The organism is Leptotrichia sp. oral taxon 417 (assembly GCF_013394865.1).
Classification (GTDB): Bacteria; Fusobacteriota; Fusobacteriia; order Fusobacteriales; family Leptotrichiaceae; genus Leptotrichia; species Leptotrichia wadei_A.
On the sequence record NZ_JABXYV010000001.1, the window covers coordinates 1,573,656 to 1,599,126 of the forward strand.

25 protein-coding genes and 1 pseudogene are annotated in these 25,471 nt (G+C 29.2%); 1 reads left to right on the forward strand and 25 read right to left on the reverse strand.

The window, feature by feature from the left end:
* Positions 1–2: 2 nt before the first annotated feature.
* From purF to HW276_RS11830, 5 genes are all read right to left on the reverse strand, one after another.
* Complete coding sequence (gene purF, locus HW276_RS07240) at positions 3–1,454, reverse strand: amidophosphoribosyltransferase (RefSeq protein ID WP_178937970.1); 1,452 nt, start codon at positions 1,452–1,454, stop codon at positions 3–5.
* Between the two features lie 128 nt (positions 1,455–1,582).
* Entirely contained in the window at positions 1,583–2,299 is a 717-nt protein-coding gene (gene purC, locus HW276_RS07245) for a phosphoribosylaminoimidazolesuccinocarboxamide synthase (RefSeq protein WP_178937971.1), read from the reverse strand.
* 171 nt (positions 2,300–2,470) lie between these two features.
* Positions 2,471–2,950, reverse strand: a complete 480-nt coding sequence (gene purE, locus HW276_RS07250) for a 5-(carboxyamino)imidazole ribonucleotide mutase (protein ID WP_178937972.1) — start codon at positions 2,948–2,950, stop codon at positions 2,471–2,473.
* Between the two features lie 20 nt (positions 2,951–2,970).
* A complete protein-coding gene (locus HW276_RS07255) occupies positions 2,971–6,777 on the reverse strand; it encodes a phosphoribosylformylglycinamidine synthase (protein WP_178937973.1) in 3,807 nt (1,268 codons plus the stop codon).
* Between the two features lie 59 nt (positions 6,778–6,836).
* On the reverse strand, positions 6,837–6,965 hold the full coding sequence (locus HW276_RS11830) for a hypothetical protein (protein WP_018497847.1): 129 nt from the start codon (positions 6,963–6,965) through the stop codon (positions 6,837–6,839).
* Between the two features lie 306 nt (positions 6,966–7,271).
* Between HW276_RS11830 and hpf the strand changes: the two genes are divergently transcribed.
* A complete protein-coding gene (gene hpf, locus HW276_RS07260) occupies positions 7,272–7,598 on the forward strand; it encodes a ribosome hibernation-promoting factor, HPF/YfiA family (RefSeq protein WP_178937974.1) in 327 nt (108 codons plus the stop codon).
* Between the two features lie 109 nt (positions 7,599–7,707).
* Here hpf and putP read toward each other — a convergent pair whose 3' ends face one another.
* The 20 genes and pseudogenes from putP to HW276_RS07360 all read right to left on the reverse strand — a co-directional run bounded on the left by putP (position 7,708) and on the right by HW276_RS07360 (position 25,388).
* Positions 7,708–9,126, reverse strand: coding sequence for a sodium/proline symporter PutP (gene putP, locus HW276_RS07265; protein ID WP_178937975.1), 1,419 nt, complete (start codon positions 9,124–9,126; stop codon positions 7,708–7,710).
* 92 nt (positions 9,127–9,218) lie between these two features.
* Positions 9,219–9,704, reverse strand: a complete 486-nt coding sequence (locus HW276_RS07270; protein ID WP_178937976.1) for a GNAT family N-acetyltransferase — start codon at positions 9,702–9,704, stop codon at positions 9,219–9,221.
* A 286-nt stretch (positions 9,705–9,990) separates the two neighbouring features.
* Positions 9,991–10,626, reverse strand: coding sequence for an NUDIX hydrolase N-terminal domain-containing protein (locus HW276_RS07275; protein WP_178937977.1), 636 nt, complete (start codon positions 10,624–10,626; stop codon positions 9,991–9,993).
* Positions 10,627–10,767: 141 nt separating this feature from the next.
* A complete protein-coding gene (locus HW276_RS07280) occupies positions 10,768–11,718 on the reverse strand; it encodes a hypothetical protein (protein ID WP_178937978.1) in 951 nt (316 codons plus the stop codon).
* A gap of 197 nt (positions 11,719–11,915) precedes the next feature.
* Positions 11,916–13,013, reverse strand: coding sequence for an RNA-guided endonuclease TnpB family protein (locus HW276_RS07285; protein ID WP_178937979.1), 1,098 nt, complete (start codon positions 13,011–13,013; stop codon positions 11,916–11,918).
* Positions 13,014–13,151: 138 nt separating this feature from the next.
* Complete coding sequence (locus tag HW276_RS07290; RefSeq protein WP_178937980.1) at positions 13,152–14,333, reverse strand: phosphopentomutase; 1,182 nt, start codon at positions 14,331–14,333, stop codon at positions 13,152–13,154.
* A gap of 73 nt (positions 14,334–14,406) precedes the next feature.
* Entirely contained in the window at positions 14,407–14,937 is a 531-nt protein-coding gene (locus HW276_RS07295; protein WP_178937981.1) for a hypothetical protein, read from the reverse strand.
* A 68-nt stretch (positions 14,938–15,005) separates the two neighbouring features.
* Positions 15,006–15,503 (reverse strand): DUF2262 domain-containing protein, encoded by a 498-nt coding sequence (locus HW276_RS07300; protein ID WP_255460398.1) that lies wholly within the window; start codon positions 15,501–15,503, stop codon positions 15,006–15,008.
* 135 nt (positions 15,504–15,638) lie between these two features.
* Positions 15,639–15,767: pseudogene (locus tag HW276_RS11835) on the reverse strand (Imm51 family immunity protein); the annotation flags it as partial.
* Positions 15,768–15,833: 66 nt separating this feature from the next.
* Entirely contained in the window at positions 15,834–16,712 is an 879-nt protein-coding gene (locus HW276_RS07310) for a hypothetical protein (RefSeq protein WP_178937982.1), read from the reverse strand.
* Between the two features lie 21 nt (positions 16,713–16,733).
* Positions 16,734–16,955 carry a DeoR family transcriptional regulator gene (locus HW276_RS07315; RefSeq protein ID WP_178937983.1) on the reverse strand — a complete coding sequence of 74 codons (222 nt, stop codon included), beginning with the start codon at positions 16,953–16,955 and terminating at the stop codon, positions 16,734–16,736.
* Between the two features lie 114 nt (positions 16,956–17,069).
* Positions 17,070–17,795 carry an endonuclease/exonuclease/phosphatase family protein gene (locus HW276_RS07320; RefSeq protein ID WP_178937984.1) on the reverse strand — a complete coding sequence of 242 codons (726 nt, stop codon included), beginning with the start codon at positions 17,793–17,795 and terminating at the stop codon, positions 17,070–17,072.
* A 49-nt stretch (positions 17,796–17,844) separates the two neighbouring features.
* The gene (locus HW276_RS07325) at positions 17,845–18,591 is read right to left on the reverse strand and encodes a DKNYY domain-containing protein (RefSeq protein WP_178937985.1); all 747 of its coding nucleotides are present in this window, start codon (positions 18,589–18,591) and stop codon (positions 17,845–17,847) included.
* 68 nt (positions 18,592–18,659) lie between these two features.
* Entirely contained in the window at positions 18,660–19,373 is a 714-nt protein-coding gene (locus HW276_RS07330) for a DNA-3-methyladenine glycosylase (RefSeq protein WP_178937986.1), read from the reverse strand.
* A gap of 166 nt (positions 19,374–19,539) precedes the next feature.
* Positions 19,540–20,361 (reverse strand): SH3 domain-containing protein, encoded by an 822-nt coding sequence (locus HW276_RS07335; RefSeq protein WP_178937987.1) that lies wholly within the window; start codon positions 20,359–20,361, stop codon positions 19,540–19,542.
* A 120-nt stretch (positions 20,362–20,481) separates the two neighbouring features.
* Entirely contained in the window at positions 20,482–21,147 is a 666-nt protein-coding gene (gene deoC / locus HW276_RS07340; RefSeq protein WP_178937988.1) for a deoxyribose-phosphate aldolase, read from the reverse strand.
* A gap of 164 nt (positions 21,148–21,311) precedes the next feature.
* Positions 21,312–22,520 (reverse strand): ATP-binding protein, encoded by a 1,209-nt coding sequence (locus tag HW276_RS07345; RefSeq protein ID WP_178937989.1) that lies wholly within the window; start codon positions 22,518–22,520, stop codon positions 21,312–21,314.
* Positions 22,521–22,728: 208 nt separating this feature from the next.
* Positions 22,729–23,634 (reverse strand): CorA family divalent cation transporter, encoded by a 906-nt coding sequence (locus HW276_RS07350; protein WP_178937990.1) that lies wholly within the window; start codon positions 23,632–23,634, stop codon positions 22,729–22,731.
* Between the two features lie 117 nt (positions 23,635–23,751).
* Positions 23,752–24,177 (reverse strand): hypothetical protein, encoded by a 426-nt coding sequence (locus HW276_RS07355; RefSeq protein WP_178937991.1) that lies wholly within the window; start codon positions 24,175–24,177, stop codon positions 23,752–23,754.
* 386 nt (positions 24,178–24,563) lie between these two features.
* Positions 24,564–25,388 carry an SDR family NAD(P)-dependent oxidoreductase gene (locus tag HW276_RS07360; protein ID WP_172617461.1) on the reverse strand — a complete coding sequence of 275 codons (825 nt, stop codon included), beginning with the start codon at positions 25,386–25,388 and terminating at the stop codon, positions 24,564–24,566.
* Between the last annotated feature and the right edge of the window lie 83 nt (positions 25,389–25,471).

The window sequence follows — 25,471 nt, forward strand, 5'->3', positions numbered from 1 at the left end:
CCTTATTTTTCCAATTTTTTCAAAGCCTCTTTTTGAATTGGTGTCAACGAAGCATAAAATTCTTCCTCGTAATCTCCCAATCCAGCTGGATAATCTCCATTAAAGCATTCCATGCAAAGTCCTGTATATGGTGCATCAAAATTTAATCCAATCGAATCAATTAATCCATCAATACTCAAGAAAGCCAATGAATCTGCACCGATGTAGTCTCTCACTTCTTCAACAGTTTTATTTGCCGAAATCAATTCTGATGAATTTGACACATCAATTCCGTAAAAAATAGGAAACTTAAATTCTGGTGATGCAATTCTTACATGAACTTCTTTTGCTCCAGCTTCCTTCAATAACTGAACAATACGGCTTGAAGTAGTTCCACGAACTATTGAATCGTCAATCATAACTACAACTTTGTCTTTTACGACACCTTTTACAGCAGAAAGTTTCATTCTGACACCTTGTTCTCTCAATTCTTGAGTTGGCTGAATAAATGTTCTCGCTACATATTGGTTTTTGATTAATCCCATTTCATAAGGTTTTCCGCTTTCTTCTGCATAACCACTCGCTGCCGACAATGACGAATTTGGAACTCCAATTATAATATCTGCATTTTCAACAGGTGCTTCTTGTGCCAATCTTCTTCCGCATCTTTTACGAGCTGAATGTACATTTATTCCTGAAATATCCGAATCAGGTCTTGCAAAATACACATATTCCATCGCCGCAATCGCAGTCGAAGTATCGTCAGTATATTTTTCAATTCTGTATCCATCTTTATCAATGATTACAACTTCTCCAGATCTAATATTTCTAACAAATTCCGCTCCAACAATTTCCAACGCACAAGTTTCACTCGCCAAAATATACGCTCCATTTTTTGTTTTTCCTAAAATTAAAGGACGAAATTCAAAAGGGTCAACTGCACCGTACAATTCTGTCTGAGTTTGAACTAAGAAAGAAAATCCACCTTTTACTTGTCTTAATGCATCTTTCAATTGGCTCAAAAAATCTTTTTCTTTACTTCTTCTAATCAAATGAACCAACACTTCTGTATCTGATGTAGAATGAAAAATTGCACCGTGTTTTTCCAATTCTCTTTTCAATTTTTTCGCATTAATCAAATTTCCGTTGTGTGCCAAAGCGATACTTCCGTCAAAAAATTGGAACAAGAATGGCTGAATATTACGACCACTGCTGCTTCCAGAAGTCGCATATCTAACATGCCCAATAGCACAATTTCCTTGCAAACGGTTAAAAATTCTATCATCGTTAAATACTTCCGACACAAGTCCAGGCCCACGATGACCATTCACACGCTTACCGTCACTTACTACAATTCCTGCTGCTTCTTGCCCTCTATGTTGCAAACTATGCAATCCATAATAAGTAAGTCTTGCCGCTTCGTGGTGTCCAAAAACTCCAAAAACTCCACATTCTTCATTCAAGCTCTTAATCATTTGTAGTTTTCCTCCATTTTGTTATAAACAGTTTAGTTTATACTTTATCAATATTTTTTATTTTATTTAAATGACAAGGGGTCAAGACCCCTTGCTAATATATGATTTCAGAAATTTATTTTTTTAATTTATTTTAAAACTTCTTCCATACGACGAAGAACTTCACGATAAGCACCCATTACGTCTCCTAAATCTTGTCTAAATCTATCTTTATCCAATTTTTTAAGTGTATCTTTATCCCAAAGTCTCATTGAATCTGGACTAATTTCATCTGCAAGTAAAATATTTCCATCTTTATCTCTTCCAAACTCAATTTTATAATCTACTAAAATCAAGTTCATTTTATCAAATAATGCAGACAACAAATCATTAATTAAGAAAGTTTGTTTTTTAATTTCAGCCAATTCTTCTTCAGTAACCAATTCTAATGCTAAAGCATGATCATCATTCAATAATGGATCTCCTAAATCATCATTTTTGTAAGACAATTCAAATGTAGGTCTTTTAAAGATTTTTCCTTCTTCAGCCGCATATCTTTTTACAAAACTTCCAGTTGCTCTATTTCTAATAATTACTTCCAAAGGCACAATTTCCACTTTTTTACAAAGTTGTTCTCTTTCATTCAAAGTTTTAATCCAGTGAGTTTTTACACCATGTTTAATCAAATATCCATAAAGTAATGTAGAAATTTTATTATTCAAAATTCCTTTATCTTCCAATTGATCTTTTTTAACTCCATTAAATGCAGTCGCATCATCTTTAAAATACATAATTATTTCATCCGCATTATCTGTTGCAAAAATTGATTTTGCTTTTCCTTCATAAATTTGTTCTCTTTTTTCCATTTTTATTTCCTCCATTTTTTATTTTTAAATCATATCAAATAAATATTATATTGTTCAATAACTTGAATTTTTTTTATTTCCACAAGGGATCAATATCAATGCCTCTTGCTTCAAAATATTTGTTTTATTAAATTATAAATACATATAATTTTTGAATAAGTCTATTACAAATTATAACTCAACTTTCTTATCATTATCAGCAATAAATTTAGCTTTCATTTCTTTTCTAAATGTAACCAATTTTTCTCTAATTTCAGGATATTTTATTGCAAGAATTTGTACTGCCAACATTCCTGAATTGTATGAATTATTAATTCCAACAGTTGCTACTGGAATAGATTTTGGCATTTGAACAATCGAATAAAGTGCGTCCAATCCTTCAAGTGCTCCATTTAAAGGAACTCCAACTACTGGCAGTATTGTTTTTGAAGCAATAACTCCAGGTAAATGTGCCGCAAGTCCAGCACCAGCAATAATCACTTCTGCACCTCTTTTTTCAACATCAGCCAAAACTTCTTCCAATTTTTCAGGAACTCTGTGAGCCGACAATACATAAGCCTCAAACTCAATCCCAAATTCTCTCAAACAATTTGCTGCACCTCTCATTTTGTCAGTATCTGACTGACTTCCAAAAAATATTGCTACTTTCATTTTCTACTTTCTCCTTTTCTCTATTTAAAGAATTTAATTCCATTTCTAAAGATATTTTGTTCTTTATCTCCATAAATATTTTTATAAACATTTTTACCTTTTCTTTCAGAATGTCCCATTTTACCAAAGATTCTACCATTATAAGCCAACATTCCTTCAATCGCATAATACGAACCATTTGGATTAAATTGTGAATCCATTGTCGAATTTCCATCCAAATCAACATATTTAGTTGCAATTTGATTATTTTTAAATAATTTTTTGTATTCTTCTTCTGTAATAACAATTCTTCCTTCTCCGTGAGAAATTGCTACTGAATGAATATCTCCTTCTTTCATATTAGCTAACCAAGGTGAATTATTTGTAATAATTTTTGTTTGCACAATTTTCGACATATGTTTGTCAATTGTATTAAATGTCAATGTTGGCGAAGTTTCATTTAATTCACGAATTTCTCCGTAAGGTAACAATCCTGATTTAATCAATGCTTGGAATCCATTACAAATTCCTAAAATTAATCCATCTCTCTTCAATAGATTTTCCACTGCTTCTTTAACTTTTTTATTCTTCAATACAGCAACCATAAATTTAGCCGATCCATCTGGTTCATCTCCCGCACTAAATCCTCCAGGCAACATCAATATTTGCGAATTATTAATTTCTTTAACAAAATTATCGATTGAACTTAAAATATTGCTATGTGACAAGTTATTAAATACACCAATTTTTGCAAGTCCACCTTCTCTATTAAATGCTCTTTCCAAGTCATATTCTGAGTTTGTTCCAGGGAATACTGGAATAAATACTCTTGGTTTCGCATAAGCGTTTGAAATATTGCTAATTATATTTTGAGTTTCAATCTTTTCGATTTTTTCATATTTTACACCTTTGCAATGTGCAATTTTATGTTCTTCCTCAACTTCTTTTTTAGTTGGGAATATTCTTTCAAGTTTACTTTCCCAAGTTCCAATTAATTCATCCAAGTCAAAAGTTATATTATTTATAGAAATTTTCGCATTATCCGTAACTTTTCCAAGTAAAACAGCATTTTTATTTTCAATACTTCCAGCAGTTTCTACAATAAATGCTCCATAATTTACTTTAAACCATTCATTTTCAGAAAGATCTGCTGCAACATCTACACCAAGTTTATTTCCAAATGCCATTTTTGCAATGCTTTCAGCAATTCCACCATTTTTAACAGCCATAGCGGAAACAATCTTTTTATTTCTAATATTTTCAGTCACAAAGTCAAAGTTTGCCTTTAATTCATCAAGTTTTGGCAAATCATCTTCATCATTTGGAGTTGTAATCAAGTAAACGTTGTTTCCAGCCTTTTTAAATTCGCTAGAAATTACATTTTCCGCATCTGTAACACTTACTGCAAACGATACCAATGTTGGCGGTACAGAAATATCATTAAATGTTCCGCTCATCGAATCTTTTCCACCAATTGAAGGTAATCCAAAGGCTTTTTGTATGTGCAATGCTCCTAATAATGCTGATAATGGTCTTCCCCACTTTTTAGAATCTTGTCCCAATCTTTCAAAATATTCCTGGAACGTAAATCTGATATTTTTGTAATTTCCTCCACCAGCGACAACTTTTGCCATCGATTCAATTACAGCGTAAGCACCACCGTGGAACGTACTTTGTTTTGCCACATAAGGATTGTATCCATATCCGACCATTGAAGCGACATCAGTTTCTGCATTGATTACTGATACTTTTTGCACCGAAACTTCTGCAGGAGTTAATTGATATTTTCCACCAAATGGCATTAATACAGTAGTTGCTCCAATTGTTGAATCAAAAGTTTCAACTAGTCCTCTTTGTGAAGCTACATTTAAATCCTTCAAATTATTTACAAATTTGCTTCTAAAGTCATTTCCTTCAATTTCTCTGTTCAAGCTCAATTTTGGCGTATTTTCAATTGTAATATTAATGTTTGAAGCAGCTCCATTTGTATTTAAGAAATCTCTTGAAATATCAACAATCGCTTTTCCATTGTATTTCATAATAAGTCTATTTGAATCATTAATTTCAGCCACTTGATATGCTTCCAAATTTTCCTCATTTGCAAATTCTATAAATTTATCTAAATTTTGTTTTTCAATAACAACTGCCATTCTTTCCTGTGACTCTGAAATAGCCAGTTCCGTTCCATTTAACCCGATATATTTCACTCTTACTTTATTCAAGTCAATTTCAAGTCCATCAGCAAGTTCCCCAATTGCGACTGAAACTCCTCCAGCTCCAAAATCGTTACATTTTTTAATTAATTTTGTAACATTTCTGTTTCTGAAAAGTCTTTGAATTTTTCTTTCTACAATTGCATTTCCTTTTTGCACTTCTGCACTTGATTTTTCAGAAGATTCTGTTGTATGCTCCTTAGATGAACCAGTTGCTCCACCAATTCCATCCCTTCCAGTTCTTCCACCAAGTAAAATTACAACATCTCCATTTTTAGGCTTTTCACGGATAATATTTTCAGCAGGCGCTGCTCCTACAACAAGTCCCAATTCCATTCTTTTAGCTTTGTAGCCTTCATCATAAATTTCATTTACATGAGTTGTCGCAAGTCCAATTTGGTTTCCATAAGATGAAAATCCGTGTGCTGCCACTTGTGTAATAACCTTTTGCGGCAATTTTCCAGCCATTGTATCTGCAATTTTTTCAGTTGGATCAGCAGAACCGCTAATTCTTACAGCCTGATAAACATAAGTTCTTCCAGATAACGGATCACGAATTGCTCCACCAATACAAGTAGAAGCCCCACCAAATGGCTCAATTTCTGTTGGGTGATTATGAGTTTCATTTTTAAACTGCAAAATCCATTTTTCTGTAGTTATGCTCTTTTCCCCATCTTCACCAATTCTTTCAATTGGCACATCAATATAAATCGAGCAGGCATTTATTTCATCTGAAACTTCCAGATCTGGCAAGTTTCCATTTTTTCTCTGCTCTTTTCCAAAAATTGTAGCAAGATCCATAAGAGTCATAGGCTTTTTAGAAATTCTGTCGGCATGAACATATTTTCTGCTTTCTAAATACTCGCTAATAGCCTTTTCAATGATATTTTTATAAGTTTCATTTTCAATTTTAATGTCATCAATGATTGTTTCAAAAGTTGTATGTCGGCAGTGGTCACTCCAGTAAGTGTCAAGAACACGAATTTCAGTTTCTGTAGGATTTCTTTTTTCCTCATTTTTAAAATATTCCTGAATGAATAGCAAGTCATTTACTGTCATTGCCAGTTCCAATTTATCTTTTAAATCTGCAATTTCTTCTTTTGTTTTTTCAGTAAATCCATCGTAAACAATAACATCATCTTTATTTTCATTTTCAACATTTTCACTTAAAACATTCAAATCCTTTTCTCTTGCTTCAACTTCATTTATATAGTATTTTTTTACTTTAGCAAGTTCTTCAGGAGAAATTTTTCCGTATAAAATTATCAATTTCCCACTTTTTACGTTAATATTATTGTTTTTATCAATTAATAAATTTACACATTGAATTGCAGAATCTGCTCTTTGATCATATTGCCCTGGCAAAAATTCCACTGAAAAATATACATTTTCTGAATTTTTTTCTTCAAATACTTCATCCAACGATCTAAAAACATTGTCAGCATTTATTTCTGAAAACACCGTTCTTTCCAATTTTTCCAAATCATTTTCACCCAAGTTAAACACATCATAAATATTCAGAACTCTTACATCGCTAAGTCCACTTATTCCAACATTTTCCTTCAAGTCGCTGAACAAGTTCTGTGCTTCTACTCTAAAATCTTTCTTTTTTTCCACAAAGATTCTATAATTCATCTTTATCTCTCCTTCTATATTTTATATTTTATAAAAAATAAAAATCCAAGCAAAAAAGATTACCCAGATTTTTCATATATTTGTATATTTAATTTTTTATATTTTTTATATAACAAAGTAGACAATTTTACAATTTGTCTAGTAAAAAATATCCTGAATGCTCTTCTGACAAAAAATCTTTTTTTCATCTTTCCTCCAATAAAATATTTCCCTTAAAAAATCTTGTATTGCTGTAAAATTCCTACCTATTAAAAGTATAACAAAATTTTACTATTTTTTCAATACCAAAAAAATTATTTCTGTGCCAAAATAAGTTTCTTTCTTCATAGTATACTTTCCCAATATTTCTTAAATCTCCATTTCCTATTTTTCTTTAATTTAATAAAATTTTACAATATTTTACTAAAAAATTTTAATTATTTTATTTTCGCTATTGACATTTTGAATTTTCAAGGTACAATATTATTGACATAGATGAAAGGATGTGATGATTTATGAAAATCATTATTAGCGGAAAACAACTTAAAGTCACAGATGCAATTAAAACTTATACTGAAGAAAAAATAAGCAGAATTTCCAAGTATTCAGATGCTATCACAGAAGTCGATGTTGTTCTGACTGTCGAAGATACAAAATCTGAAGGTCCAGTTCACAAAGCTGATGGATTAGTTTACGCAAGTGGTACAAAAATAAAAATAGAAGCTGAAAATAAAGACTTATATGCAGCAATTGATGATCTATCCGACAGATTGGAAAGACAAGTTAGAAAATATAAAGAAAAACAAAAAGACCACAACAAAAAAGGTACTCGTCAATCTTAATTTATAAAAAGCATTTAATATTTTAAGAATAAAAGAACTTTAATATATAAAAAAAGACTATTTTAGAATTTTAAATTTTAAAATCAGTCTTTTTTATATTTTTTATTTTTTACTCTTTACTCTTATTAAATTTTTCCAAAATATACAAACAAAACATATTTACTAAAAATCCTGGTACAATTTCATAAATTATTTTACCAAGTCCGCTTTGATTCCAGAAAATTACTGTAATTGTAGCGACAATCATTGAAATCAAAATATTTTTCCAGTTCATTTCTTTTTTGTACAAAATAAATAAAATTACTGGAGAAAATACAGCTCCAAAACCTGCCCATGCGTATGAAACTAACGACAATACTTCTGAATTTGGATTCATTGATAACGATGTTGCAATTATAAAAATGATTATAATACAAATTCTTCCAACCCAAATAAGTTCTTTATTCGTTTTTTCTCTTTTAACAATGTATTTATAGAAATCTTCAGTCAAAGTATTTGAAGCAACTAGCAATTGTGCTGAAATTGTTGACATTATTGCTGATAAAATTGCTGCATATAAAATACCAGCTATCCAAGGATTGAATAATTTTCCTATCATGTAAATGAAGATTTTTTCTGGATCTTGAACATTTTTGAAAAGAGCAATTCCCGTAATACCAATTGCGATAGAACAAACCAATGAAATTATAACCCATACCATTGCGATTAATCTAGCTTTCCAAAGTTCATTTACACTGTTTATACTCATAAACTTTACAATTATGTGTGGCTGTCCAAAATATCCAAGTCCCCAACCTAATCCAGAAATAATTACTGGTACGCTAAGTGCTTCTGGATATTTCAACAAGTTAAGTGAAATATGCTTTTGAGTCATTGCAACATCAATAGCGCTACTTCCTCCAACTACAAAATACGCTGCAACTGGAACAATTATAATTGCAAAAAACATCAATATTCCTTGAAAAAAATCCGTCCAAACTCCTGCCAAATATCCACCTAAAAATGTATAAAATATTATAGTTCCTCCACCTACTAATACTCCTAATTTGTAATCAATTCCCAATAACGATTCAAATAATTTCCCATTTGAAACCAATCCTGATGCCGAATAAATTGTAAAGAAAAATAAAATTACAATTGCTGAAAAGGTTTTTACATAACCTTTCGTATCATTTGATTTTTTTGATATAAATGTTGGAATTGTCAATGCTTCGTGTTCTTCTGTCTGCATTCTCAATCTTGGTGCTACTATTTTCCAATTTATATAAGTTCCTATTATTAATCCTATTATAACCCAGACTTGCTTTAATCCTGATAAGTAAACGGCTCCTGGCAATCCTAGCAATAGCCATCCACTCATGTCACTCGCTTGAGCTGACATTGCTGTTACCCAGTAACCTACACCTCTTCCACCTAAAATATATTCCTCGTGAGTATCCGTTTTCACATAAAAATATACTCCTATCGCCATTAAAAATATTAAATATATTCCAAACGTTATAAAAGTTTCTATTCCACCTGTTGTCATTTCTCATCTCCGTTCTTTTTGATTTTAATTTATAACCTATTATATCACATTAACTATTTTTTAGCGATACTACTTTTTCATTTCTCATTTTTTTAAAAAACAATCCTCATATTATACCAAACCGCACCCCCATGAGTCGACTCTGATACTCCTTCATTCACAAACCCAATCTTCCCATAAAACGGAACAAGCCTATCTTTGCAAGTCAATACAACACCCTTTCTTCCAAAATTTTTTGCATCTTCCACAACTTTTCTCAAAACTTTCTCAGCATAGCCTCTCCGTCTAAATTCTGGAAGCGTATTCACTCCAAAAATCATCTGCCAATCGCCATTTTCATCATGCAAATTAGGATTTTCAAACATTTCATCAGTCAAAATTTCATCATCCGTAGCCATCCCATTTACAAACGAAACAATTTTACCACCCTCATTTTCCAAAATCCAAAAAAAATCTGGATAAACTTCCAATCTCCCACGAAAACTCTCTTCCGTTGCCGCCTCCGCAGCAGGAAAACACTCTGCTTCAATTCTTGTCAATTCTTCTAAATCATTAATTGTTGCTTTTCTAATTTTCATTTTTTATTTTTCCTTTTCTAATTTTTTATAAATTTTCAAAATTAAGAGAGTACAAATTTTTGTATAATAAAATAATTAATTTGTTTATTTAGATGATTTACAGTTTTTAAAAAAATTGAATACTCTCAAAACTAATAAAAATAATCTATTTTTTTACTTTCTAGAGCAATTAGAATAAACAATATTCCTGTTTCTAAAAAATTTCAACTTATGAAATTTCAACTAATCCCTGACATTCTTTACCATGTATTATATTTTGAGTTTACACAAAATTATGGATACTCTCTTAATCAAAGACAACCTTCCATTTATCCCTATTTCTATTCGCCTCAAAGCACATTTTTATTTGCTCAGCTGTAATTTTCTTTGTTTCCAGTTCAGGCAATTCATTAATCCCAAAATATCTGCTGTCAATCGTTTCAATATTTTTTTCAAATTTTCCACTCAAATATTCACACAAAACAAAAACTTTTGTTATGCCATACGGTATCTTTTTACCTTGATTTTTTGTAACATCAAGCAAAGCTATAATCATCTCAGCACTAGCCTCAATCCCAGCTTCTTCCTTAACTTCCTTCAACACATTTTCCTTCACAGAAAGATAAACATCCGCCCATCCACCTGGCAATGCCCATTTTCCATTACTTTCCTGAATTAAAAGAATTTTATCATCTTCAAAAATCACACCTCTCACATCAATCTTAGGCGTCTGATATCCAACTTCATTACAAAATAAATCCTTTACCTTTTCCACCGAAATCTCAGTTTTGTGTGCCACCATTTCTGCCGAAATCTCCCTAATTCTCTCAAATCGTTCAATATCAAATTTATCTTTTCCATATGCAAGTCCTGCTTGTGCTAGACTTTGCAGTTCAATTGCCCAATTTAGCCACTTTTGTTCTTCTTCTTCATTTTTATTCATAATTATCACCTACTGTTTTAAAGTTATTAATTAATTATTATTCTTCAATATTAGCCTACATTATAAAAATTTAATTTAGAAAATCATGATGAAATCATTAATCAGGAATATAAATTAATAAATTTTTTTTATTTTTAAAATTTATATCTTCATCAATTTTTTTAAATAATCCTTTGCCATCTCATCATTTTCTATTAATCTTAGACTGTTTACTATTGATATTCTATATTCTTTATCTACATTTTCCAAAAATTCATTTTCCAAAAGCGGAATTATTTCATCAAATCCCTTTACACCTAAAAATCTAACTAAATTTTTTCTTGTATCTAAATCAAATAATTTTAAATATTTTTTAAAAATTGGAATCACATTTTTATGTTTTTTTTCTAAAAGAATTAAGTCATAAATTGTATTAAAATTATAACCTAAATTATTTATTTCTTTTAAAAAATTTTCCTGTAAATTATTTGTTTCTTCTCTCTTGTATAAATATTCACTATTAAAATACTCTCCATAAAAAATTGATTTCATTTTATCTGTTATAATTTTATAAATATTTTTTATTTTTTCAATAAATTTCAATATTTCCTTTTTAAACTCTTCGATTTTAATAAAAGATTTTCCTTTTAAATTAGTAAATTCAATTTTATATGTCATATTATCTCTATATTTATTTGTACTATCCCAAGAAACTTCTATTTTATCATTAATTTTTCTAAACATTACATCAGGATACACCATTTCGAGTCCTGAAAAAGTCCATAAATGCCGTTCACTCCATTCATGAATTTTTTCAAACCATTCTATCTCTTCATGATTCTTATTTCCCATTTCATATGCTTTTTCTATTATTTCAATTCCACAATTTCCTTTTATTTTATACGGAAACTTATCTTCTTCACTCAAAATAAATTTTAAATTATTCTCAAACCAATCCGATAAAAATATTAAATTTGCTGTATCCTTTTCTATTTTCCCATCAACTGTAAATTCACAAATATTTTTTCCTTCAATTTTTAATTCCAATTCAAAAGCTGCATAAAAAAATTCTGGTCTATGAATAAAATTTATTGAAAATTTTTTTGGTTTCATATCTATCGCCTACTTAATGCTTCTTAATCTAATTTATTTACTAAAAACTTTTACTTTCTTCCCATAAAATGCTATCCCTATCTGTGAACTACTCCCACTTTTAGAAGCGGGAGCTTCTTGGGAAGTATCTGCTTTTGTTAGCCAAATATATTTACCAAGCTCTTCGGGCAGTCCCTGCCCTGTTTTCTTTTATTTTCTTAATATTCCAACATCGCTTTTCCAATGTTTTTTATATTCAATGCCGCATTGTAATCTCTATCAATTTCAATCCCGCAGCACTCACATTTATAACTTCTTTTTGATAATTCCAGTTTCTCTTTAACATTTCCACATTTACTGCAAGTTTTCGACGATGGAAACCACTTATCTATCTTCAAAAATTGTTTCCCTAAAAACATCAGTTTATACTCAAGCATTCTCAAAAACATTCCCCATCCATTATCTCCTACACTTTTCCCAAAATTTAATGCCTGGCTCATCCCCTTCATATTCAAATCCTCAACAACCACGGCATTGTATTCTTCAGACAATTTTTTCGATAATTTATGCAAAAAATCCCTTCGGCAATTTTTGATATACTCATGCAATCTTGATATTTTCATTTTTTGTTTATACCAATTTTTAGAAAATTTCACTTTTCTTGATAACGATTTCTGTAATTTCTTCAATTTTTTCTCCAACATCCTAAAATATCTTGGATAATCAGCTCTTTGGTTTTCAGAACTGACAAATAATTCAGGTATTGAGAAATCAAGTCCAATTACTTTATCATTACTAGCTACCTTTTGAATTTCCTTTCCAAATTCCGTCAAAATAGAAACATAATAATTTCCATTACTATTTATCAATGTTACTGACTTTATCTTGTAATCCTTTGGTATTTCTCTATGATATTTCAATTTTACTTTTTTCAATTTTGGCAAAATCAAATATTTGTTTTCCTCAATTCGTATCGAATTGTTCACACAATTTGTCGTGTAACTTTTAACAGTATTCTTTTTAGATTTGAATCTTGGAAACTTTGCTCTCTTTTGAAAGAAATTCGTAAATGATAGTTTTACATTTAATTGAGCATTTGAAAGTGCCAGACTGTCTACTTCTTTTAGAAATTGATTTTCACTCTTCAAACTAGCAGGTGTAATTATTTTATTTTTCCCAGTTTCTTCATAAATTTTATTAGCAATATACAAAATCGTATTGTAAACAAAACGAACACATCCAAAAGTCTTATTTATCAATAATTCTTGCTCCTTACTTGGATAAATTCTGTATTTGAATGCTAAATTATATTTCATAAAATTACACCTCCTTTTGATATTGTATCCATATGTATATTTTTTTTTAATTTTTTTACAAAAAAAGCAATTTATCTCCCACTTACAAAAGTCGGAGACTTCTTGCTATCTTTTTGTTAACCCACATTTACCTATTTCCTAGTCTTCCAAAATCTCTTTCGCAAAACTTCCTTCTTTTTCAGTCCCCAACAAAATTTCCTCAACAGTTGCCGCAATATCAGCAAAAGTTTTTCTAGTTCCAATATTTACATTCTTTTTAACATTTTTACCGTAAATCAATATTGGAATGTACTCTCTTGTGTGGTCAGTCCCTTTATAAGTAGGGTCATTTCCGTGATCGGCAGTGATAATCAAGATTTCATCATCTTTCAAGTTCTTTTCGATTTCAGGCAACCAATTGTCAAATTCAATCAAAGCATTTACATAACCTTCCACATTTCTTCTATGCCCATAAACAGCATCAAAGTCAACCAAGTTAGTAAAAATCAATCCTTTTGTATCTTCCTTCAATGCTGCAATTGTTTTCTTAATTCCATCTAAATTATCCTGATTAGCTTTTCTATTGTCTGTAATTCCTTTTCCATTGAACAAGTCGCTCGTTTTTCCAATTCCAACTACATCAAGTCCAGCTTTTTCCAATCTTTCAAGCATTGTTTCTTTTGGCGGATCAATCGAAAAGTCGTGTCTGTTTGCAGTTCTTTTAAATTCTCCAACTTTTTTACCAACATAAGGTCTTGCAATTACCCTTGCCACAGGCGATTTTTCATTACAAATTTCAAGTGCAATTTCACACGCTTTGTAAAGTTCTTCCAATGGTATAATTTCTTCATTCGCAGCAATCTGAAACACAGGATCTGCCGAACCGTAAACTATCCAATTTCCAGTTTTAATTTGTTCTTCTCCATATTGATCAATCGCTACAGTCCCTGAAATTGGCTTATTCAACATAGCTTTTCTTCCAGTTTTTTCTTCAAATTCCTTTATAACTTCATCTGAAAATCCATTTTGATAGTTTGGAAACGGTCTTTCCAATGGCACACCAGCAATTTCCCAATGTCCAGTCGTAGAATCTTTTCCATGCGACACCTCAATCGCTCTTCCATAGGCCCCTTCAGCACTTTCCACAGCTGGAGTTCCTTCAATCTCAGTAATATTTCCAAGTCCTAATTTACCCATATTAGGCAAACTCATTCCACCATGAGCTTTCGCCATATTCCCTAAAGTATTTGATCCGCAATCATCAAACAAATTCGCATCAGGCAATTCTCCTGCTCCAACACTGTCTAAAACTATTATTGTTATTCTTTCTATTTTTTTCATTTTTTATCTTCCTTTCTTTTTTATTTAATTATATCTTTTATCTGTTTTAAAAGCAATTGATTTTAAGATTTTTTTATTCATCAGAACCATAAACAATCATTAATAAATGTTCTTTGTACCGTATTATTCCAGCTGAAAAAACATTATATGCATAAAATTCACTTAAAATATCTTCATATTTCTTTATCGCTAAATAAAAATTTACAGGCTCACCAAACCAATGTGTTATTTGATAAAAAAAATGTCTTACATTCCAGTATTGTTCCTTTTTATCTGCTTTATTTTCTAAATTTTCAATTATTTCCTCAACAGTAAATTCTGTTTGCAATTTAATAAATTCAGAAATTCTATCGTAACCAGTTTTTGTTTCATTTTGTTTTATCAGCTTTTCGTATTTTCTATTTTTTTTGAAAACAATATTCAATTTTTCCAATTTTTTTCTAATATTATCGTCTTTTTTCTCAAATGAAATATTTTCATAATATTGCAATAATTTTTTCTTTATTATTTCATTCAAATCATTATTTTTATCATTATCAATAAAAAATGTATAAATATATATTGCTGTATATTCAGGATAAATCTTCATCCCATTATCCAACACATTGAGACACCTTTAATAAATCCTTCAATGCAATCCTTATTCTTCATTGTGATAATTCCTTTTCAAAATTATGATTTTTTATAAATATTTGTCAAATCGTCAAAAACAACTTTCTCATAAATCTCAGCATCAGTTATAAACATATATCCATCAAAAAGTACTTCATCGTAAGCCCACACACTAAATTGACTAATAGAATATGGCATTATTTCATCAATTGTTAAATTTTGAAAGAAAAAGTTTTCTGTAATAATTCCATTTCTAGCATTTTCTACATCGTATTTAGTTAGACTATTTCCCAACTTTTGAATAACGTTCTCCAATGGAACAGACAATTTATTCTCTCTTAAACGGCTGTTTGCCATACCTAAATATTTTTTTACAATGCTATTTTTTATTTTAACATCCCATTCTTTTATGTTATTAAAAATAAAAGATATCTGTTTTTCCAGTTCCTTATCATAAATTTCAGCTTCTTCCATTGACACATACACTTTTTTCCCAAGCCAATCAACTTCAAAATCCTCAATATCGCCATTATCATTTACATTAAACGCCATCTTCATTTTCCCTCATTTCTATTTTTTTACCTAGAATGAATCCCAGAAAATATCATCTCCATTTTCTTTAATATACTTATAAATTTTATCTTCATTTTCAATCAAATCCTCAACTATTTCAGCCACTTTCCGTATTTTTTCCTAATTTTCCTTAGTATTTCCAAAATAGCGTCCAACATATCCCCCAGCTTCAGGATCAGAATCATAATCTTCATAAAGTTCTGGATAATTATTTTCCAAATAACTTTCAATTAAAGCCGCCCATCCATAGCCATTTAAATATGATAAATAATCTAATAATTTCGTTCATTCCTGTAAATCGTTATTTTTATAATTTCAATTATCATATTTTTTATAATTTTTAGGCATAACATTATTCTGAAAATAATAATAATCCCTTTTATAAAAATAATTTTCATAATTAATCACTACTTTTTCATCTGTTTCCAAAAAACTGTCTACAATATAAATTCCTTTTTTCCTTTCAAATATTGATATACTATAATTACTATATCTTTTCATAATATAATCTTTTCTAAAAAATTTTATCATAATCATCACTAGTAATAATATTATTATTACAAATAGTTCAATCATTAATTCTAAATCCCCCCAAGCAACTCCAACCGAAAAAATTGATACTATGCTAAATATTGAACAGCACAACATATGAAATCTTTCAAAAATTGAATATTTCACATATAATTTTTCTCCATTCACTTTTTCACGAATTTCTTTTTTTGGATAACCTATTTTCCCCAACAAATATTCCAAAATTTCATCTTTATTTTTTATATCACAAAAAACATAACTTTTCTCATGATTATTTTCTATTGAAACATCAGTTATCAAATTGCATAAATACTTATAAACACTTATTGTACTGTCAAAATTCAAAAGAATATCATAAGAACCTAGTATATTTTTTCTCACTATCAATTTTTTTATATCACTATATTCAATAGTTTTCTCAAAAAATAGACCTTTTATTTTCACTTCATAATCAAAAAAATCAAATTTCATCTTACTTTTAATAATCATTACCAAAAGAAATCTATAAACAAAATAACTTATTCCAATAACCAAAAAAATTATTCCAACCTTTTCTTTTTTATTAAATAAAATATCAATTCCTCCTAATAAATGACTTAAATATATTACTAGAAAAAATATATCCCACATATTAATTTCAAATTTTGAATATCTTATTTTCATTCAATTTATCTCCATATTTTATTATTTCTTCCTATATTTTATCCCTTTCTTCTCTCCAACCGCTTCCAAAATCCCACCTTTCACAAGTTTATTCAAAAATCTTCTCGCCGTAGAATCCGAAACATTCAAAATCTTTTGAGCCTCACTACTATCAATATAATTATTTTTCTCAAAATACATTTCCAATATTTTCAGCCTTTGTAGCTCTTTATCAGTCATTTTATCAGTCAAAATATCAGTCATTTTTTCTATTTCTTGTTAATATTATTTTCCACACATCAACAAAAATTACAACAATACTTCATTATTTCAAAATTTTACTCTATTTCAAAAATCTCAAAATCATTCCCAACAAACTTACTCCACCTCAAAAACCGCCATATACGGCAGATGATCCGACAATTTCGTCCAATTCCTTGAATCATCGTTAATATAAAAACTCTTTTTTACTTTGTAATCTGTCCCTTTTTTCACCATCACATAATCAATTCTAGCTGTTTCAATCTCCCTATTTTCTGAGTTTTTCTTATTTTCCAAATCTCTACCTTGAAAATAGCTGTCATTCCAATCTTTCCTGATTTTCGCATAATATTCTGTCGTTGGTAAAAGATTAAAATCTCCACACAAAAACTTCACATCGCCCTTAAATCTCTCAATTGCAGTAAATAAATCATCCAATTCCTCATTTTTATTGTCCAAACTGTTATCAAGATGTGTATTCACAACTAAAATTTTCTTTTTAAATTTTGAAGTATTCAATCTAGCTGCCAAAACTTGCCTTTTTTCCTTGCTTTTTCCAGGTAGCTGATGAATGTAAATATTTTTCACATCATACTTTGAAATAAACGCAATTCCAAACTCACCTTTATCAAAATCCATCGTTTTCTGAAAATAATGATAATGATAACCCAATTCCTGTGCCATTTCCTGTACAACATCCCGAAATTTGCTTCTCTTCGTATTTCTATCAACTTCCTGAAGTCCGATAAAATCTGGATTATATTTTTTCAAGCTCCGAGCAAGTTCCCTTCCATTGGTAAGTCTTGCCCCAAAAATATTGTATGTTATAATTCTAAATTCCATTTTTGTTTCCTATCTTTTTTATTTTTATAAATAATTAATTTTTTCTTGATTAAAACCATTTCCATTCATCTTTAGTCAAATATTCATAACTTCGATTTTTATCTTTTCCATTTCCATTTGGAAGCACTTCAAATGTATTATAATCTGCACCTTCTAAAATTTTTCCCTTAAAATAAATATTTTTATCATCTTTTATAAACCAATCATTCAAAAGTTCTACTTTATCTTTATTAATTCCTTTTACTTCATAAATAGAATAGTATGTATCAAAACAATTTATCATTTTATTTTCAATATAATATACATTATATTTATCTTTTCCATACAATGTAGCATTTATTATTCCATTTGGCAAAAATTCAAATGTTTTAGGATCTTTAATTTTTCCAGATAATGAAGAATCTATTGCTTCACTTCCTCTATAAATATGATTTTTATCTTTCGCAAAATATTCATTTAAAACTTTAAAACTCATAATATCAGCATTTTCTATTTTTTCATCCCGATAATAAATTTTATTATCATTTTTCCAATAATTTTTACCTAATTTTTCAAAATTTTTAATTTTTACATCTTTTATTTTTTCACCCATGTAATAAACATTCTCATCATCTTTTAAAAGAGAAAATCCTATCAACTCAGCAGTTTTCGGATTTGCTCCTTCCAAAATTTTGTTTCCATAATAAACCTTTCCTTTGTCTATCGAATAATAATCTCCTAAAATTTGAGCAGCATCTCCAAATCCCACATTTCCCAAAACTAGAAATAACAATACTTTTAAGATATTTTTCTTCACATATTCTCCTTTCGATTCAAATTCAATTTTATAAATTTCTTTTCAAACAAAAATTACAATAAAACATCTCACTCCCAAACATCATCTTTCATATCCGCTTTCCTCATCCCAGAAACAAACCTATTTCCTTCCACAAAAAATCTCAACTTTTTCTCAGTCCAAACACCTTTATTCGGAACCCCAATTCTCGCAGAAGTACCTATTTTCTTAGGAATTTTAGCATTTTCAAAATCAAGATACAAATATTTCTCATTTATTTTAGAAATGTCATATTTAATTTTAAAATTTTTATTTTCTAATTTTTCAGAAAAATTTTCAATTTCAAACATATTTTTCTCAACAATCTGAATTTCCGTCTTATAAAATCTGTCGTCAATCCCAAATGCCTTTGTAAATTTTCCTGGACCATTACTCACTAAAATTCCACTTTTTCCACGATTTTCTTCCATTCTTTTGACATTCAAAATTGGCTCTATTGCTCTAATTAATACACTTTGCGGATTTTCTTTTTCACAAGTCACAATATTTAGCATTTTATGAGAGTGTATTGAGTGAATATAGACAGTTCCAGCTTTTTCAAATAACGCTTCTACTTTTGGAGTCCGTTTTTTCCCATAACCGTGAGCCGCTCTGTCAAATTCACCCAAATACGCCTCTGTTTCAACAATGTATCCAGCAAATATCTCATTTTCACTTTTTGAAATCAAAATTTTTCCAAGTAACTCCTTTGCTACCGTAATCGTGTCTTTCTTGTAAAATTTCTCTATTTCTTCAAAAGTCATTTTTTCTCTTCCTTTTTCTATATTTTCATACTATTTCCCATTAGATATAAATCTTATTTAATGAGAAATCAAAACTCCTTATCAAAAAATAAATAAAATATTTTCCTATTTTTCAAATGATATTTAGTATAAAATTTTTGTATGAAATTCTTATATTTTCAAATTTTTAATCAACATATTTTTTCAACTGGCTTTTATGAATAAAACCTCGATATTCCTTTGTTTTTGAGAGTTTATTACTTTCATCAGGATACTCAACATCAAAAACATAATACCAGTCGCCAGATTTTGTAATATATTTCACAACAGTTCCGTTATCCATTTTTGAAATAATTTTCGAGTTTGTTGTCGGTTTTTCACGCAAATTCGCATATCCATCCTTCGAACTCACTTCATATTTTTTCAAATCAAAAGGTTCATTCGGATCCGAAAATTCTTCTTCAGAATCCTTCGATTTTTTTGTTTTTATTTCAGTAATTTTCGATTTCGCACCATCAACTCTCTTTAATTCTGTAGCATAAGCATAAACAGTCGTAAAATCACATTCAGTATATGGCAAAACTTTTTTTATCTTAACTGTCGCTGGAACTTCAAATTTCCCTTTACGAATTTTTTGCATTTTTTGATATTCTTCTGGAAAATTTTTCTTCAATGTTTCAGTAATAATTTTCTCTTCCTTAGACGCTTCTTTTTCATAATCCACATTCATATCTGGATTATTATAGTCAAAATTTCTAAACCTCAAAACTAGCGGTTTCCCATTCACAATATCCTTATTTTCAGGATAAAATAGCATTTCACCATATCCTGTCGCAAAACAAGGAACATCTGGATCACTTTTATCCCAATCCATCTTAAAAATCCCTCTTAAATTTAAAATTACACCGTTATCAGTCAATAAAATTTCTTGAGCATTCGTATTTTTCCCAAAACCAACTACAGAAATTAATAGCAAAAATACAAAAAATAAATAATTTTTAAATTTCATCTTTCCCACCTATTTTTAGAAAATTTATTATTTGTAAAAATTATAATTTTTTGACAAGGGGCATTGACCCCTTGCTATCATAATTTTTTTTATTCAAAGAAAAAAATATTTTTTCAAAATTTAATATCCAGAACTTTTGTTTTCATCCCCAGTCACAATCGCAATCCCAGAACTTGTTCCCAATCTTTCAGCACCCAATTCAATATATTTTTTCGCAGTTTCAAAGTCTCTCACTCCACCACTTGCCTTAACCTTAGCCTTATCTCCAACTGTTTTTTTCATAAGTTCCACATCTTCAAATGTAGCCCCTCCTGTTCCAAAACCTGTCGAAGTTTTCACAAAATCAGCATTAGCATTAACAGCCAATTCACAAGCCTTCACTTTTTCCTCATCAGTCAAATAGCAAGTTTCAATAATCACTTTCAAGATATTTTTTCCAATCGCTTCCTTAATTCTTCTAATTTCGTTTTCCACCAATTCATAATCCTTATCTTTCAATGCTCCAACATTAATAACCATGTCAATTTCTGAAGCTCCATCTTTAATCGCCTTTTTCGCCTCGAATACCTTTACATCCGTCGCCATAGCCCCCAAAGGAAACCCAACTACTGCTGCAACCTTTACATCACTATCCTTAACTTGACTAAAAGCATACTCAACATTTGCCCCATTTACACAAACTGAATAAAATCCATATTCTTTTGCTTCATCGCATAATTTTTTTATATCTTCTCTCGTAGCACTCGCCTTCAAAATTGTGTGATCAATAAATTTGTTTATTTTCATCATTACCATTCCTTTCTTTGATTTTTTATTTATTGTTTTTATTCTACTATAAGTATACCTACTTTTTTTCTTTTAGCAACAGTATTTTATATAACAAAAAATACTGAAAAATATTATTTTTAATCAATATTGTTCTTTATAATTATTCAATTTTTGCAGTTAGCTTATTTTACTAAAAATTTTATCAAATTTACATGCTTTATCCCATTTCTTGACATATCAAATTCATCCATCGACAGCACATATTTTGGATAATTGTCTTTAATATTTTCTAAAACTGAAAATTCTCTTTCTTTTGTATCTTCTGAAGCTAATAAATAACTTACTTGAATATATATCGTTTCATCATTTTTTTTACAGACAAAATCTACTTCAAGATTATCTACCTTTCCAATTTTTATATTATATCCTCTTCTTAGCATTTCAAAATACACAATATTTTCCAGTACTTGATTTATATTTTTCTGATTATTTTCCATTATAGCTTCTCTTATCCCATGATCAGCTATGTAATATTTTTCATTCACATTCAGTATCTTTTTTCCTAATAAATCATTTCTAGCAACTCGGTAAACTAAAAATGCCTCTTCACATGCCTTTATATAGTTTAGTATTGTTTCTGTTGCCACTTTTCTATTCTCGCTTTTAAAAAATTTAGAAATTGATGTCGCTGAAAATGTATTTCCAATATTCATAATAACATAATTTATTATTCTTTCAAGCAAATCTGTATCTCTAATATTATTTCTCTGGGTAATATCCTTTAATATAATGGAAGCATACAAATCCTGTAAATATTGCATACTTGCTTCAAAATTATAATCCAAATTATGAAGAAATGGCATTCCTCCAAATTTTACATATTTTTGAAATGCTTCTTTTAAATCTATTTCTTTATTTTTCTCTTTCATAATTTCAAAAAACTCTTTAAATGAAAACGAATACACAACAAATTCAATATATCTCCCAGACAGATATGTCGAAAGTTCTCCTGAAAGAAGCTTAGCATTTGAACCTGTGATATAAATATCAAAATTAAAGTCTTCATCCACCCTCAAAGAGTTCACACATCTTTCCCATTCTTCCACTTCTTGAATCTCATCTAAAAAAATATAGTAGCTCTTATATTTATCATCAACTTTATTTAAAATAAAATCATATAATCTCTCATAATTTTTTAGATTTCTATATTTCAAATTTTCAAAATTAATATAAATAAACTGATTTTCATTTATTCCTCTATTTTTCAATTCCTCCATTAAAAGTTTTAACATAACCGATTTTCCACTTCTCCTTATTCCTGTCAAAACCTTTATCACATCTTTATCAATAAAAGGTACTATTTGTTTTATATACTCATCTCTTTTTAACATCTTATCACCTCTTTTCAATTATAACTTACAAAAAATTAAAAATCAATATTTTTATCAGTTATAACTTACAAAAATATATTTTTTACAATTTTATAAGTTATAACTTAGCAAATAAATACGAAAATAAAAAAGATTAGCCTTCACTTTTCATAAAAACTAATCCTTCAAAATTTATTAAATTTATAAATTACAATATTATAATATCGTTCTACAAAACCTTATCTTTCAAATACTTCCACAATACAACCATCAAAGCTACCATTATCACAAAAATTATGACTAATGCCCAAAATCCTGTGTCTTGAAGCGGTAACTTCACATTCATTCCATAAAATCCAAAAATCATATTTGGAACTGTAATTAGTATTGTCGCCGCTGCTAAAACTTTCATTGTAATATTCATATTATTGCCAATGTATGATGAATATGTTTCTCGTGTTGTTTTACAGATTTCACAGTATGAAGACGACAAATCAAGTGTAAAGTTTATCTCTTGTAAAATTCTTGTCATATATTCTTCATATTGATCAAATTGCTCATCCTCTTTCAAATTCTCAACGACATAATCCAAGTTTCTCATTGCAATATTGTAAACATAAAAGCCTTGCTCCACTTCCGATAATGAAATCAATTTTTCATTGCTTTGCTGTTCCCTTAAAACTGTTTCAATATTATCGTGCTCACCAATCAAAAGTCGCACATATTTATAAAGACTTTGAGAAATTTTATGAAGCATATTTAGAAAAAAACGATTTTCCTCAAGAACATCATCTCTTAATTCAGCATATTCTTCAACAAAATCATAAAAATCTTCAAAATAGTCATCATCTAAAATGACAACCCTATCCTCTCTCATACAAATTACAATTGGATTAATCTCGTAAGATGTAATCTCTTTATCTATCACAGGTTTCTTCACAGTCGGATAATACAGCTTATAAATTTCCCAGTCTGATTTTGAAATTCTTGGAGTGAAAGTTTCTTCATCAATAACATTTTTTATTTTATCTTCATCCATTTCCAATCTTTCAGATACAATTCTATAATCTTCATCTTTTAAATTATATACATATGAAATTGTTTTCCCACTTTTTGTATCTATTCTTTTTATCATAACAACCCTCCTCGATTATTCTTAAAATTTTTACTTTAATGAATAAATTATATCAAAAAATGGGATCTATTTCAATTTTTCAAAATATTTTTCTAATTTCTAAATAACTCTCCTCCACTATAAATTCTCTAGCCAATTTACAAATTCTAAAAACACCTCTATCTCTGTTATTTGTTGCAAATATCTCAAGTCAATATATTTTCCAGATTTTTTATGATAAAAAAACTCAATATCCCAAAATTCTGTTTCAATAAATCCTAATTTTGGATCATATTTAAAATATGAAAATTTATCAAGGTTTTCTCTGAAGTATTTTAATTTTGCATAACATAGTTGATATTTTCTAAAAATAACTTCTAATATCGTATTTTTCAAGATAAAATTATGCGAAAAATAGACTCTTTCTGGAACATTATTTTTAGTCGTCATCCATTGCCTTTTATCATTTAATTTTAATTTATATTTGTTTATATAATTTATTTTATCTTCTGACAACTCATTTTTTAACTTTTCTTCCAAAATCATTAATTTTTTATCGTCCAATTTTTACTTCTCCTTTTTATATTTTTCCAATTTAAAAATAGCACAATTCCTCCCATATTTTCAATTCCGAGTTTCCTTGTGCTATTTTGTGAACTACTCACGACTAAAAGTCGAGAACTTCATAAGATAACTGAAAAAGTAAGTTATCTTCTAAGAAGTTTGATTTTAAAATCCTTATTCTTTTTGGCTAGTCCACAATAGCCACTACTAGATAAGACATTATGTCTACACTGCTACTTTTTATCTGTATATTATATTTTAAACCCAAATATATTAGTAATATTGCAAATTTTAAAGCAACATTTTCAATGTTGGTGTTACTCATCTCATGGCTAAACAACGAGTGTTCTAACACACTTAATAAAATTTACTATTTATGAAGTTTCCTATCTTCCAACAGTAGTTCCACCATCAATTGACAAGCATTCACTTGTGATTTCCTTTGCAAAATCAGAAGCTAAAAAAGCAGTTGCGTATGCTATGTCTTTTCCACTTTGAGCATGACCTAAAGGTATTAGTGATTCTACAGATTTTTTCCACAATTCTTCACGAACTTCTGGTGATACTTCTTCTTTATTGTTAGGATCCCAGTTATGTGACATTCCATCTAATATTTCTTCCCACATTGATGTACGGATAATTCCTGGCAAGATACCGTTTACACGGACATTATACGGTGCTCCTCTTCTTGCTCCACTTTGTACCAATGAAGTAACTCCTGCTTTTGAAGCACAGTAAATTTGCAGCATATCCATTCCTTCTCTACCAGCAATTGATGACACCAGTATTATATTTCCAGATTTTTGCTTCATCATAATTTCCAAAGAATGTTTCAAAACTAATGCAGATCCTACAACATTAATATTCAGTACTCTTTGCATTTCTTTTGCATTTGTATAAAGCAAGTCTTGTATAGAAATTACTCCAGCTGCATTTACTACCGCATCTAATTTCCCGTTTCCTAACGCTTTTGCATCTTCTACCATTTTTTGAACTTCTTCTTCATTTGAAACATCACATTTTGTAAAATCTGCTTTTACTCCAAAATTTTTAAGTTCAGCAACTGTTTTTTCAGCTTCTTCTGTATTAAAATCACCAATATGAACATTTGCTCCACAAGATGCAAAAAGTAATGCCATATCTTTTCCTAAACCTTTTGCTGCTCCTGTCACTAAAACTGTTTTTCCTGTAAAATCAATAGTCATTCCCATTTTACTCATCTCCATATTATTTTTAAATTTTTTTGATACTTCTATCTTCTTTATTAGTTTACCACATAATTTATTTTAGTCAA

Bases quoted from the DNA above. Each gene is read 5' to 3' on its own strand.
- purF (WP_178937970.1), bottom strand. From the start codon at position 1,454: ATGATTAAGAGCTTGAATGAAGAATGTGGAGTTTTTGGAGTTTTTGGA.
- purC (WP_178937971.1), bottom strand. From the start codon at position 2,299: ATGGAAAAAAGAGAACAAATTTATGAAGGAAAAGCAAAATCAATTTTT.
- purE (WP_178937972.1), bottom strand. From the start codon at position 2,950: ATGAAAGTAGCAATATTTTTTGGAAGTCAGTCAGATACTGACAAAATG.
- HW276_RS07255 (WP_178937973.1), bottom strand. From the start codon at position 6,777: ATGAATTATAGAATCTTTGTGGAAAAAAAGAAAGATTTTAGAGTAGAA.
- HW276_RS11830 (WP_018497847.1), bottom strand. From the start codon at position 6,965: ATGAAAAAAAGATTTTTTGTCAGAAGAGCATTCAGGATATTTTTTACT.
- hpf (WP_178937974.1), top strand. From the start codon at position 7,272: ATGAAAATCATTATTAGCGGAAAACAACTTAAAGTCACAGATGCAATT.
- putP (WP_178937975.1), bottom strand. From the start codon at position 9,126: ATGACAACAGGTGGAATAGAAACTTTTATAACGTTTGGAATATATTTA.
- HW276_RS07270 (WP_178937976.1), bottom strand. From the start codon at position 9,704: ATGAAAATTAGAAAAGCAACAATTAATGATTTAGAAGAATTGACAAGA.
- HW276_RS07275 (WP_178937977.1), bottom strand. From the start codon at position 10,626: ATGAATAAAAATGAAGAAGAAGAACAAAAGTGGCTAAATTGGGCAATT.
- HW276_RS07280 (WP_178937978.1), bottom strand. From the start codon at position 11,718: ATGAAACCAAAAAAATTTTCAATAAATTTTATTCATAGACCAGAATTT.
- HW276_RS07285 (WP_178937979.1), bottom strand. From the start codon at position 13,013: ATGAAATATAATTTAGCATTCAAATACAGAATTTATCCAAGTAAGGAG.
- HW276_RS07290 (WP_178937980.1), bottom strand. From the start codon at position 14,333: ATGAAAAAAATAGAAAGAATAACAATAATAGTTTTAGACAGTGTTGGA.
- HW276_RS07300 (WP_255460398.1), bottom strand. From the start codon at position 15,503: ATGAAGATGGCGTTTAATGTAAATGATAATGGCGATATTGAGGATTTT.
- HW276_RS07310 (WP_178937982.1), bottom strand. From the start codon at position 16,712: ATGAAAATAAGATATTCAAAATTTGAAATTAATATGTGGGATATATTT.
- HW276_RS07315 (WP_178937983.1), bottom strand. From the start codon at position 16,955: ATGACTGATATTTTGACTGATAAAATGACTGATAAAGAGCTACAAAGG.
- HW276_RS07320 (WP_178937984.1), bottom strand. From the start codon at position 17,795: ATGGAATTTAGAATTATAACATACAATATTTTTGGGGCAAGACTTACC.
- HW276_RS07330 (WP_178937986.1), bottom strand. From the start codon at position 19,373: ATGACTTTTGAAGAAATAGAGAAATTTTACAAGAAAGACACGATTACG.
- HW276_RS07335 (WP_178937987.1), bottom strand. From the start codon at position 20,361: ATGAAATTTAAAAATTATTTATTTTTTGTATTTTTGCTATTAATTTCT.
- deoC (WP_178937988.1), bottom strand. From the start codon at position 21,147: ATGAAAATAAACAAATTTATTGATCACACAATTTTGAAGGCGAGTGCT.
- HW276_RS07345 (WP_178937989.1), bottom strand. From the start codon at position 22,520: ATGTTAAAAAGAGATGAGTATATAAAACAAATAGTACCTTTTATTGAT.
- HW276_RS07350 (WP_178937990.1), bottom strand. From the start codon at position 23,634: ATGATAAAAAGAATAGATACAAAAAGTGGGAAAACAATTTCATATGTA.
- HW276_RS07360 (WP_172617461.1), bottom strand. From the start codon at position 25,388: ATGGGAATGACTATTGATTTTACAGGAAAAACAGTTTTAGTGACAGGA.